This is a genomic window from Peribacillus deserti (assembly GCF_002863585.1).
GTDB lineage: Bacteria > Bacillota > Bacilli > Bacillales > DSM-1321 > Paraperibacillus > Paraperibacillus deserti_A.
This window is the reverse complement of record NZ_PGUY01000032.1, coordinates 16,123-28,502: the sequence shown is the minus strand read 5'-3', so window position 1 is coordinate 28,502 and position 12,380 is coordinate 16,123. Positions and strand designations below refer to the sequence as shown.

General features: G+C 42.2%; 8 protein-coding genes. 2 read left to right on the top strand and 6 right to left on the bottom strand.

Annotated elements, in window-relative coordinates:
• Positions 1-223 precede the first annotated feature (223 nt).
• From CUU66_RS10790 to CUU66_RS10775, 3 genes are all read right to left on the bottom strand, one after another.
• Entirely contained in the window at positions 224-1,177 is a 954-nt protein-coding gene (locus CUU66_RS10790; protein ID WP_374702990.1) for a thiamine pyrophosphate-dependent dehydrogenase E1 component subunit alpha, read from the bottom strand.
• A gap of 287 nt (positions 1,178-1,464) precedes the next feature.
• Positions 1,465-3,414: a sigma-54-dependent Fis family transcriptional regulator gene (locus CUU66_RS10785; protein WP_101641969.1), complete on the bottom strand. Its 1,950-nt coding sequence runs from the start codon at positions 3,412-3,414 to the stop codon at positions 1,465-1,467.
• A 640-nt stretch (positions 3,415-4,054) separates the two neighbouring features.
• Positions 4,055-4,918 (bottom strand): DMT family transporter, encoded by an 864-nt coding sequence (locus CUU66_RS10775; protein WP_101641964.1) that lies wholly within the window; start codon positions 4,916-4,918, stop codon positions 4,055-4,057.
• 408 nt (positions 4,919-5,326) lie between these two features.
• Here CUU66_RS10775 and pdxR point away from each other — a divergent pair, with 408 nt between their 5' ends.
• Positions 5,327-6,721 (top strand): MocR-like pyridoxine biosynthesis transcription factor PdxR, encoded by a 1,395-nt coding sequence (pdxR, locus tag CUU66_RS10770; protein WP_101641962.1) that lies wholly within the window; start codon positions 5,327-5,329, stop codon positions 6,719-6,721.
• 503 nt (positions 6,722-7,224) lie between these two features.
• Here the strand turns inward: pdxR and CUU66_RS10765 are convergent.
• The gene (locus tag CUU66_RS10765; RefSeq protein ID WP_101641960.1) at positions 7,225-8,130 is read right to left on the bottom strand and encodes an AraC family transcriptional regulator; all 906 of its coding nucleotides are present in this window, start codon (positions 8,128-8,130) and stop codon (positions 7,225-7,227) included.
• 200 nt (positions 8,131-8,330) lie between these two features.
• On the opposite strand from CUU66_RS10765, the gene CUU66_RS10760 reads away from it, so the two are divergent.
• Positions 8,331-9,311, top strand: coding sequence for an aldo/keto reductase (locus CUU66_RS10760; protein ID WP_101641958.1), 981 nt, complete (start codon positions 8,331-8,333; stop codon positions 9,309-9,311).
• A 271-nt stretch (positions 9,312-9,582) separates the two neighbouring features.
• On the opposite strand, the gene CUU66_RS10755 is transcribed toward CUU66_RS10760, so the two are convergent.
• Both CUU66_RS10755 and CUU66_RS10750 read right to left on the bottom strand, forming a co-directional pair.
• Positions 9,583-11,085 carry a malate:quinone oxidoreductase gene (locus tag CUU66_RS10755; RefSeq protein WP_101641955.1) on the bottom strand — a complete coding sequence of 501 codons (1,503 nt, stop codon included), beginning with the start codon at positions 11,083-11,085 and terminating at the stop codon, positions 9,583-9,585.
• A gap of 458 nt (positions 11,086-11,543) precedes the next feature.
• Positions 11,544-12,374 (bottom strand): MetQ/NlpA family ABC transporter substrate-binding protein, encoded by an 831-nt coding sequence (locus CUU66_RS10750; protein ID WP_101641952.1) that lies wholly within the window; start codon positions 12,372-12,374, stop codon positions 11,544-11,546.
• Positions 12,375-12,380: the final 6 nt, after the last annotated feature.

Below are 12,380 nucleotides of genomic sequence, written 5' to 3'. Positions count from 1 at the left end.
GATTTCCACTACAGGATGCTCGCGGACCTTAGGGGCGGGCGCTGAGCCTCCTCGGCTTCGCCTGTGGGGTCTCACCTGTCCCGCTGCTCCCGCAGGAGTCTCGCACCTTACGTTCCAATCAACCTGTTTAACAATTAGGCAGGTTCACAGAACTTATAAAAAACAAACAAATAGAAAAGAGCCTTTTATAATTAAAAGAGCGAAGTAAAAAAAAGATCCAAAATTAATAAACGTCGTTTAAGGCATCCTCTGGTTTTGGATACTCACTATCTCTTGCATATGCAAAAGCCTCGTCTACTTCTTTTTTCACCTTTTCTTCTAAGTCCTCAAGTTCTTTGGCTGTTGCTATTCCTTCAAGCTGCAATAATTCTCTTACTTTTAGGATTGGGTCGATTTTGCGGAGATTCGGTACCTCTTCCGTATCGCGATACAGCTCAGGGTCCCCCTGAAAATGACCTAAATGACGATGCGTTTCGATTTCAATAATCGATGGTCCTTGGCCGCTTCTAGCCCTTTTAACTGCTGCTTCAGATACGCGGTACATTTCAATGGGGTCATTATTTCGAACGTATGCTCCAGCAATTCCATATGCAGCAGCGCGTTTGTCATTAGACTCGACAGCAGTGGAATTCCGTTTAGATACAGATATGCCGTAAGCATTATCTTCTACAACCACGATCAATGGCAATTTCCAAACTGCAGCCAGGTTTAATGATTCATGAAAGCCGCCTGCATTAGCTGCTCCTTCTCCTATAAAGGCAACGGCAACCCAGTCCTTGCCTTTTTTCTTTGCAGCAAGTGCTGCCCCAACTGCGTGTGGAATGCCCGCTGCAATTATTCCGCCGCAAGAAAATTTAACCTCTGGATCAAATAAATGCATGTGCCCCCCTTTTCCTTTTCCAAGTCCTGTAACCTTTCCATACATTTCAGCTGTCATTTTTTTTAAGTCTACGCCTTTCGCTATGGCATGATGATGAGGACGATGTGGGGAAGTGACGGTATCATTTTTTGTAAGATGTGCACAAATGCCAACCGCTGCAGGCTCTTGTCCCGTACTTAGATGCATTTCTCCCGGAACTGGACCTGCCCCAATATTAAAAACAGGCTTTTTGCCTTCACTGTATGCCTCTACCATGGTGTCTTCGTAATAACGGCTTTTTACCATGGTTTCGTACATCCACTTAACCTTGTCAACAGGTATCTTCACCTTTTCACTTGTTATAGACACTAAAATTCCTCCTTCTGCATCAAAAGTTTCTTTCCTCTTTTTTAAATGCAAGGATCGTGCCAATATGAAAACGCTGTCATTTCCCGCTTTGTTAAATGAAACTGTCCCATTATAAGACACTATGTACCATTTAAAATGGGACAGTGTTTCATAATGGGACAGTTTTAGCCCACAACCTTAAAGCTCTGAGGGATTCAACATGAAACCGGCAAGGATGACCGAAAAGAAGGCCGTTTTTACCTAATATGATAACGTTCCATTTGCCGATACAACGTACTTCTTGATATACCTAAATATTCTGCTGCTTTGCTAAAATTTCCGTTATATATTTTGATGGATTCCATTAGTGCCTGCTTTTTAATTTCATCTTTTTTGGGTAACAATTCATGATGATAATGGTCATTTCCATGACTAATGGTCATTTCTTCAGGAAACAATTCAAGTGTTAATTCTTGATTCATTGATTTAACAATAGCCCGTTCCATAACATTTTGAAGCTCTCTAATATTTCCAGGCCACCTATACATGTTCAATAATTCCATCACTTCGTTTGTTATTTGGGGAACCCTTTTTTGCATTCTGTGAGCAATCTGTTTGGAGAAATATTCAGCTAACAAAGGTATATCACTTTTCCGTTGATGTAAGCTTGGCAGATAAATAGGCATAACATGTAATCGAAAATACAAATCCTCTCGAAAATTGCCCTTTTGTATTTCTTGTTTTAAATTTTTGTTCGTTGCGGCTATGATCCTAACATTAACAGGTACTACCTTGTTTCCGCCTATTCGAACAACTTCACGATTTTGCAGAACTCGAAGCAAAAGTACCTGCATTTCTAGAGACATCTCCCCAACTTCATCCAGAAACAATGTACCCCCGTCAGCAAGTTCAAACTTTCCGGCCGTTCCACCTTTTCTTGCTCCCGTAAATGCGCCTTCAACATATCCGAATAGTTCACTTCCTAATAAATCTCTCGGAATGCCCCCGCAATTAATCGCAAGAAACGGATGTCTCCTTCGGCTGCTGTCATTATGTATCGCTTGAGCCAATAAATCCTTGCCTGTTCCGCTATCACCCATAATCAGGACCGTTGATTCGGACTTTGCGGCAAGTTTTGCTTCGTGAATCCTATTTAGAAATATTTCGTTTTCGCCAATCATATCTTCAAAAGTGACCTTGGCCTGATTTCCCGATACTTGGTTAACAAATTGATGAACTTTTTTGATACCTTTCACTGTAACAAGTGAGCCAATTATTTTCCGTTCTCTTAGAATCGGTTTTGCATTTAATAATACGGATGTATGGACTCCATTATTGCGAATCCGCAGTTTGACCTCTTTATCTATCACCTCCTGGTTCGTCAAACGGAAGGTTTCAATGGTTCTATTTTCAAAAATATGCATAATGTTTTTACCTTCAATTTCAGTCGGCAGCATTTGAAGAATGCTCTGCAGCATCCTATTCGTTTTAATTATGATTCCTTGTTCGTTGGTGATGATGATTCCATCACTCAATGTGTTCGTTGTTTCCTCCAGGTAGCTTTTCATAAGTTCATTTTTTTCTGTATTTTCCTTTAACTGCAGCTGATTCTCAATCGCTTTTACCGTTGACACAACCATTCCTAACGTATGCGGATGAACTTTATCAAACGGTCCGGACATATTTAAGACTCCAATCAGTTCATTGCTTGCGGTGTAAATTGGCGATGCCGAGCATGTCCAGGCTTGGGTGGCCTTTGTGAAATGCTCATAGGAAAATACCTGAATCGGAATGCCTTCTTTAATGGCTGTGCCAATTGCATTTGTACCAATAACCTCTTCACTCCAATTCGCTCCCTCCACAAATTGGATTAATTGTGCATCCTTGAGTGGCTGTTCATCTCCCATAACCTTGAGTAAGTAACCGTTTTCATCACACAGAACAACAAGAAATCCCGATCCTTTTACAAGCGAGTAAAGCATGTTCATCAGCGGGAATGATATTTGTATAAGTTCTTTTTTCCTTTGTAATAATGGCTCTAGATCCTGCAGAAGCAGCTTTCCCTTCCCCCTCGTCTGAAAAGGATCCACCTCGTACTTTTTAGAACGAATCCAGGAATTTCTTATGATAGGGTCAATTTCAGGATCTAATTCCCCAGTTTTGACAAAATTCTCCCACTTGCGGCTTAACAGTTCTTGGTCTGCCATACTATTCTCCCTCCATGAAGAAACAGTTTAGAAAAGTAAGATCCAGCTTCGAACAGATTAACTACCACTATTAAGAACTGCCCCTGTTCCACATAAAAATATAGCCTGAGCTGCCTCTTTTTTTCATTACTATTTATTTTCGCGAAATAAAGGAGATTTCCTTTTTTATTAGACTGATATGCTAGGTAAAAACTCATCACTAAAGGTCCCAACGCGTGTAGATGCTCCAGGGCTATATATAGTTTCACCATTTCACCCTCCATGACGAGCCTGATCTATTCGCCTGTCAGCCACCTATTCAACAGGAAAAGCAGTAAACCATTCGTGTTTTCACCTTCAAAAAGATGGCTATTTTACCCATCTTTAAGTTCTAAAAAACATGTGTGTAGTGGACCCGAATTTTCCTGGAGTGTCTATTCCCTCAAAGAAATGAAATAGGTAATCTACGACCATATGAAATACCGCGCCCAAAAAAATTGCAAAAGAAAGGGAATAAATTGGGTTCCTCCCTCTTTTTTTAAGTGTTTCGTTATTATTTCTTTGAATCTATAAGATTAATCCTTTAAGCCCGCTGCAAAATGTCAAATAAGCCGGAGCATGGTACTGATTCTGTTCTTTCCTTTTTAAAATGGGCTCAGTGTTACCTTGCGAATCGCCGGGCGGCTGCCACACATAGTACAACGGCAATATTCACTGCTACCAGTGCCAGACTAACTTTCTCATTCAGAATCATGGAAGCAAGCAGAAGACCAAAAAAAGGCTGAAGAAGCTGCAGCTGGCCAACCGCCGCTATACCGCCCTGGGCGAGACCGCGATACCAGAACACGAAGCCAATGAGCATGCTGAATACAGACACATAAGCCAGGCTGAAGAGAGCAGGCTCACCGACGTCCGCCCACGAATCCGGCGTAAAATAGAACGAGAGTGGCAGCATGAGAGGAAGCGATAGAACAAGGGCCCAAGAGATCACCTGCCAATTCCCCAGCTTTCGTGATAGCCGGGCTCCTTCTGCATACCCGAGACCGCATACGATGATGGAAGCCAGCATGAATGCGTCTCCGATCGGTGATGATTCCCCGTCTTGGATGAGGGCAAACCCCGCGACCAGGAAGCTGCCAGCAGCAGAAAAAATCCAGAAGGCTGGCCTGGGTCGTTCACCACCCCGCAGCACTCCAAAGATCGCCGTCGAGAGCGGAAGCAGCCCGATGAAGATAATGGCATGCACAGATGTGACGTATTGCAGGGCCAAGGCAGTCAGCAGCGGGAAACCAGCCACCACGCCAAACGCAACCACCAATAGAGGAATGATATCACTTTTGACTGGACGCTGCTGCCGGAAGATGAGAAGGAGAGCGCCAGCCAATACGCCAGCTATCGCAGCACGGCAGACGGTGAGGAATATCGGATCAAAATCCCCTACAGCCAAGCGTGTCGCCGGCAGCGAGCCGCTAAAGATCAGTACGCCAACAAAACCATTTATCCAGCCATTTGTTACTTTCTTCATTACCATCACTCCAACTCATGTTTCTTTTGATTAAACGACTAAATGACTAAATCATCTTTTTAAATGGCTCTTTTCTAAAAGATTGTTGTTTTTTTAATAAGTTCTGTGAACAAATTGTTAAACAGGTTGATTGGAACGTAAGGTGCGAGACTCCTGCGGGAGCAGCGGGACAGGTGAGACCCCACAGGCGAAGCCGAGGAGGCTCAGCGTCCGCCCCGCGGAAAGCGAGCATTCTCACGTTCCAATCAACCCCTTGTTCAATAACAACAAAGTTTGCGAAAACAGCCTTTTAAATTTGTCTTTTTAACCTTTTTATAATGGATTACAATGAATATACGCTAACATTGACCTTTCATAAACGGCCAGTTTCCTTAAATAAAAGCATGCCAGTTAGGAGTAATCACATAAATGGATATCACGTTTTTTTTAAATCGAGATCTAGATATTCCACTTTATCAACAGCTCTATCAGCTCTTCAAAAATGAGATGCATGAGGGCCGTATTCAAAAAGGAATGAAACTCCCTTCAAAAAGGCTGCTCGCCACTCAGCTTTCCATTAGCCAAACGACTGTAGAACGGGCTTATGAGCAGCTTGCTGCTGAAGGTTACATTGTGAGCAAGCCGAGAAGCGGATGGTTTGCTGATTATAATGATTCTGATTATATCCATGTTAAAAGGCCAGATACCACCTCTATAAACCCAAAAACAAAAGAGAATGAACACTCGATTGATTTTCATTATGGCAATGTGGATTCTGACTCCTTCCCATTCTCCGCTTGGCGAAAAAGCATGGTAAGCAGTTTAGATCAATATGGCCAGCAGCTTTATCGGCCAGGAAATATATTAGGAGAACTTGAGCTAAGAACACTCATTGCAGAACACCTGTATCAATCGCGCGGCGTCCATTCTCATCCTGAACAGATCATCTTAGGGGCTGGAAACCCTGTTCTTATCCAAATCTTGTGCCAAGTCTTCGGCCAAGACATGTCCATAGGCTTTGAAGATCCCGGTTCACTAAGATCAAGAAGGATTTTTGAAATCAACCATATGAAGATCCTTCCTATTTCTGTAGATGATGAAGGAATCTGTATGCAGGAAATCCGAGAATTGCGACCTAGCCTTGTGTATGTAACGCCCTCTCATCAATTTCCACTCGGAACAATTATGACCATTAACAGAAGAATGCAGCTGCTTACATGGGCTGCAGAAACTCAATCATTTATCATTGAGGACGATTATGACGGCGAATATAGATACAGCGGACAGCCGATTCCCTCTTTGCAAGGGCTTGACCAGCATAACCGGGTCATTTATATGGGCACTTTCTCTAAATCTCTTCTCCCCTCCCTGCGCATCAGCTATATGATTCTTCCATCATCTCTTTTAGAAAAAGGGCGTGAAATCACTTCCTTGTATAAGCAAACAGTGTCCAGTCATAATCAGCTGACGCTTGCTGAATTTATAAAAAACGGCGAATGGCTAAAACACATTAATAGAATGAGAAAGCTTTACCAAAAAAAAAGAACCATTTTATTAGAGACTTTACAAAGGGAATTCGCAAGACAAGTGAAGATTCGGGGAGGAAAATCTGGACTGCATATCTTGCTTGACGTTTACTCAGCTTTTACTGAAGAAGAGCTAATTGAGAAGGCATTGGAGCATGGCGTCGTCATTTATCCTGCCTCTCATTTTTATAAAAAAAATCAACCTCCGACAACCACAGTCTTAATTGGATTCGCGGGGGTCTCAGAAGACAACATACAAGAAGGCATAAAAAAACTGAAAGCTGCCTGGGAAATATAAGTCAGCTTTCAGTTTTTACGATAAATAGTATCTACTTATCTATAAGAAAAAACGGTTTTAGACTATTAAAACTAGTGGAAAAAGGACAAATGATAGGGTGCAAACATAACCAATGATTGTTAACAGTATGGTCCAAAGGAAGCCGCGGATAAATAATGGAAGTGATAAAGAAATAAAGAGAAGGAAAAATCCCAAATCTTTTCTTGCTCTTTTTTTAAAAGGCTCTTTTCTAGAAGATTGTTGTTTTTAAATAAGTTCTGTAAATTTACCAATTGTTAAACAGGTTGATTGGAGCGTAAGGTGCGAGACTCCTGCGGGAGCAGCGGGACAGGTGAGACCCCGCAGGCGAAGACGAGGAGGCTCACCGCCCGCCCCGCGGAAAGCGAGCATCCTGTAGTGGAAATCAAGCGCCTTGTCCAATAACAACAAAGTTTGCGAAAACAGCCTTTTATTGTATCCCCTGCACGACCACTCTTTCCGGCTAGTGTAATACAAGCCCTTTATCATTTGATTGTATGTCTCCTCATTCGTTTGATATCTTCACGGGGCGGAAAACCAAACAGGCGGGAATATTCACGGCTGAATTGTGAGGGACTTTCGTATCCTACCCGGAATGCGGCATCAGCTATGTCGATTGACTCAGATAATAAAAGGCGCCTTGCTTCCTGCAGTCTCAGCTGTTTTTGGAATTGAATGGGGCTCATTGCCGTAACCTCTTTAAAATGCCGATGAAGTGAAGCCACACTCATATACGCGATTTCCGCAAGCTCTTCAATTCGAAAAGGCCTATTATAGGTACTGATGATATGATCAATTACATTCCTGATTCGAGAGGCCTTGCTGCCCTCTAATGCCATTTGTTCCAGCGCCTCCCCATGCGGCCCTTTCAGAATCCAATAGATAATTTCTTTTATAAATAAAGGGGCAAGTACCGTGATGTGTTCCGGATGGTTCAGCAGACCGGCTAATCTTACTGCTGCATCCATCAGAGCCGGTTCTGCTTTACTAATATACATAGCCCGTTTCGCATTTTTTTGGGGGCTGACGCGAATCTCTAAATCACTTAATACCTCCAAGATTAGACTCGGAGTAAATTCAAGCTTCAGAGCTAAATACGGGGCATCAGAAGAGGCTTTGACAACTTGCCCGGTAACCGGCAAGTCAACGGAAGCAACAATGTAATTAGCAGGACCGTACCGAAAGGCCTCCTTTCCTAGAATTACCTCTTTCTCTCCTTGGACGATAATGCAAAAAGATGGTTCGTTAACTCTGGATATTGGTTCGGAAACAATCGATTCACGGATCAGCCATAAAGACGGAATCGGAGTCTGGTGAACACCGTCCTGTACTGAATAACGCTTAATGAGGTCAGCAAGTTCCTGCTGCTGTTTGTATATCCGCTCAGACATCTATCATTCTCCTAATCTCCCTGATCTTCGTTAATTCTATTATATTCCCAAATTGTTGATTGCGTAAGGAGATATGAGAGGAACAGGCAATCATTTGATATGAATGTGTTAACGGCTGCCTTTTCATTTGCTTCATAATAAAGAGTATAAGCATCAGCTGAAATGTAATCCGTTCAAAAAAGAAAGTGAGGAATAATCATATGGACTATGTGAAACTTGGTAATACCGGCTTGGATGTATCCCGGCTTTGTTTAGGCTGTATGAGTTTTGGTGCTGCAGAGCGCTGGATTCATCAATGGGTACTAAATGAAGAGAACAGTCGACCTATTATTAAAAAAGCCCTTGACCTGGGTATCAACTTCTTCGATACGGCGAATGTGTATTCAGACGGTACAAGTGAGGAAATTGTCGGGCGAGCTCTGAAGGATTATGCCAATCGTGATGAAATAGTTCTTGCCACAAAGATTCATGGCCGCATGCATGAAGGTCCGAATGGTTCTGGTCTTTCCCGTAAGGCAATCCTGAGTGAAATCGATAAGAGCCTTATGAGATTTGGGACCGATTATGTAGATCTCTATCAGATCCACCGGTGGGATTACGATACTCCAATTGAGGAAACGATGGAAGCATTGCATGATGTTGTGAAGGCAGGCAAAGCGAGGTACATAGGCGCTTCTGCCATGTACGCATGGCAGTTCCAAAAGGCATTACATACAGCAGAGAAAAATGGGTGGACACGTTTTATTTCGATGCAGAATCATTTAAACCTCATATACCGTGAAGAGGAGCGGGAAATGCTTCCCCTTTGCAGGGAAGAAAAAATCGGCGTGATCCCTTATAGTCCACTTGCATCCGGAAGATTGACCCGTAATTGGACAGAAACCACACATCGTTCAGAAACTGATCACATCCAAAAATCCAAATATGATGCAACTGCTTCTGCAGATCGATTTGTTGTGGAACAGGTTGCAGCAATCGCAGAAAAACGCGGCGTCCCCCGAATTCACATCGCACTCGCCTGGCTGCTGCAGAAAGAACCAGTAACAGCTCCTATTATCGGCGCTACCAAAATATCTCACCTCGAAGATGCGATAGGTGCTCTTACGATTAAGTTAACTCCTGACGAAATCGAGTCACTTGAAGAACCGTATGTACCTCACTCCATAATTGGTTTCAGTTAGATCAAATGAAAAAGCCGGCCCCTTAAATAGGAAGGGACGGCTTTTACTCTAACTTTGTGAAGGTTTATCCTTTAATCTGCCTGCAGATCATGCAGCCATGAAGCAAATAGTCAGCTGCTACACTTGTTTCTTTACCAGTATTCAACAATTATTCAATGCTTTCAATCGTTGTTTCCGAAACTTCTGGCCGCTTATCATAGAAAAAATGGTCTTCACAGATACGATTTATCACTTAAGCGTTTTCATTGCCAGTGAATGGCAGGTACATGTATTAGCTATATGCCACTTCTTTTTCACTTAAACCAAGGGCCTGCGCTGCTGTATTTGAAATTTCCTCGAAGAGATCAGGGTTATCCTGCAGCGAAATTCCATAAGAAGGAATCATGTCTTTTATTTTCATTTCCCACTCTTTTATATGCTGCGGGAAGCATTTTTCCAATACTTCAAGCATTACGTGAACGGCAGTGGAAGCACCAGGGGAAGCACCAAGCAAAGCAGCAATCGATCCATCATCTGCGGTAATAACCTCAGTACCGAATTGAAGGGTCCCTTTACCGCCGGTCTCGGTATCTTTAATCACTTGCACACGCTGCCCCGCAACTACTACATCCCAGTCCTCGCTCTTGGCGTTCGGAATAAACTCCCGCAATTCTTCCATACGCTTTTCATTCGAAAGCATGACCTGCTGGATAAGGTATTTTGTCAATGCCATCTCTTTTACTCCTGCAGCCAGCATAGTGAAGAGATTATTCGGTTTCACGGAACCTATCAAATCGAGATTGGATCCAGTTTTTAAGAACTTTGGCGAGAAACCGGCAAACGGTCCAAACAGCAAGGTTTTTTTGTTGTCAATATATCTTGTATCAAGATGCGGGACAGACATTGGAGGTGCGCCGACCTTGGCTTTCCCGTATACTTTCCCATGATGCAGTGCTGCTACTTCCGGATTGTTGCATACTAAAAATAGTCCGCTTACCGGGAAACCGCCAATGTGTTTGGACTCAGGAATGCCAGTTTTTTGCAATAAAGGCAGACTTCCGCCCCCACCACCGATAAATACGAATTTTGCTGTATGGTATTCGACCTTTCCACTGTCAAGATCGTTCACTTTTACTTTCCAAGAGCCGTCGCTGGTACGTTTTATATCTGCAACACTATGCTTGTAGTTGATCTCGACATTTTTAGTCTTTAAATGATCAAACAGCATGCGTGTCAATGCACCAAAGTTGACATCCGTCCCAGAATCGATTTTGGTGGCCGCAATGGGTTCATTTGATGTACGGCCTTCCATGATCAGCGGAATCCATTCTTTGAGCTTTTCAGTGTCATCGGAAAATTCCATTCCTTGAAACAAGGGATTGTTTGATAGCGCTTTAAATCGCTTTTTCAAAAAAGTGACATTATTTTCGCCCATTACTAAACTCATGTGTGGCAGCGGCATGATAAAGTCTTGTGGATTAGAAATTAGATTGCTTTTTACAAGATAAGACCAAAATTGTTTGGATAGCTGAAACTGTTCATTAATGGATATAGCTTTGCTTATATCTATAGATCCGTCGGATTTTTCGGACGTGTAGTTCAGCTCGCACAGTGCAGCATGGCCTGTACCTGCGTTATTCCATTCATTAGAGCTTTCTTCTCCAGCCTTTGCGAGCTTCTCAAATACTTTTATTTCCCATTGGGGTGCCAACTCTTTCAGTAAAGCTCCCAAAGTCGCACTCATGATACCTGCACCAATTAAGATAACGTCTGTTTTTTTCTGTAAGCTGCTCATTATACCCTTCCTTATCCCCTTTAATCGCAAAAAAGACCCGGCGCAACGCTTCATTGTTTCAATAAGCATACAGAATCTGCCTGGGAACACTCCTTTTTTGTCTCAATCATTACCATTTCAAATTCTACTATAATTATTTATAGATTAAAATATCTAGTATTTATCTGATAATTATATACTATTTAAAACTATTAAAAAAGTGAGAAGTCCTGAAATCGGCCTTATTACACATAAAAACCATGCATTAACTCAACTTTTAGCTGGATTTCGAATAGTATAAAGTAAATCTATGGTGTACACTGTCAAATGGGCTTTTCTTTGTGATACATCTATATTAAATGTTAATTTGTTGGGATTGTACTTTTCCACAAATACTCCTGACCATATATCCCAATTTACAAAAAGAAAGAGCCATTCTCTGTTGTAAATACAACTCGAACAGCTCTTTCATATATATATTATTTGAACGCCGGAATGGCAGTTTCATCATATTTTTCTTCTAATAACTTGCGGACTTCCGGACTCGTCATAGCCTTGGCTAACTTTTTAATAGGTTCCGAGTCTGCATTGTCTTTACGTGCTACCAGAGTAATCGCAAAGTCATTTTCCACGCCTTCAGTTAGGAGGGCATCACTTTTTGGTGTCAATCCCAGCGGCGCCGCATAAGCCGGTGTCATTAATACAGCATCTGCGTCATCATACAATCTCGCTAACATTAATAGATCTACTTCTTTAAACTTATAGTTTTTTGGATTGTCAGAAATATCGGCTTTGGTATAATAGACATCCGTTTTTTCTTTCAATTTAATGACATCGTGTTGAGCTAATAACGACAATGAACGATCAATATTGGAAACGTCATTCGCGATGGCAATGGTTGCACCCTCCGGTAATTCATCCATTGTTTTATATTTTTTGGAATATACTCCATAGTTCGCAAAGTAAATGGGTTGAACCGGTACCAGGTCTGCATCGTTGTTTCTATTGAAATCCTTCATATAAGGCACATGCTGGAAGAAGTTTGCATCTACTTCTCCTGCCGCCAGTGCAGTGTTAGGCTGTACATTATCACCTAATACAACCATTTCGAGATTAATGCCTTCTTTTGCAAGTTCTGGTTTCACAAGGTCAAGGATCTCAGTCATCGGCGGTATTAACGACGCAACCTTCAAGGTTACTTTTTCCTGCTTTTGTTCCTGCCCCTTTTTATGATCATTCGCTTCATTAGCTTGACCACAGCCGGTTACTAGCAATAGAAGCGCCGTAATGAGAAAGAATAGTTTTTTCATGATGTT

Excerpts from the sequence above, each read along its gene's own strand:
- pdxR (WP_101641962.1), top strand. The coding sequence starts at position 5,327 with ATGGATATCACGTTTTTTTTAAATCGAGATCTAGATATTCCACTTTAT.
- CUU66_RS10785 (WP_101641969.1), bottom strand. The coding sequence starts at position 3,414 with ATGGCAGACCAAGAACTGTTAAGCCGCAAGTGGGAGAATTTTGTCAAA.
- CUU66_RS10755 (WP_101641955.1), bottom strand. The coding sequence starts at position 11,085 with ATGAGCAGCTTACAGAAAAAAACAGACGTTATCTTAATTGGTGCAGGT.
- CUU66_RS10790 (WP_374702990.1), bottom strand. The coding sequence starts at position 1,177 with ATGTACGAAACCATGGTAAAAAGCCGTTATTACGAAGACACCATGGTA.
- CUU66_RS10765 (WP_101641960.1), bottom strand. The coding sequence starts at position 8,130 with ATGTCTGAGCGGATATACAAACAGCAGCAGGAACTTGCTGACCTCATT.
- CUU66_RS10760 (WP_101641958.1), top strand. The coding sequence starts at position 8,331 with ATGGACTATGTGAAACTTGGTAATACCGGCTTGGATGTATCCCGGCTT.
- CUU66_RS10775 (WP_101641964.1), bottom strand. The coding sequence starts at position 4,918 with ATGAAGAAAGTAACAAATGGCTGGATAAATGGTTTTGTTGGCGTACTG.
- CUU66_RS10750 (WP_101641952.1), bottom strand. The coding sequence starts at position 12,374 with ATGAAAAAACTATTCTTTCTCATTACGGCGCTTCTATTGCTAGTAACC.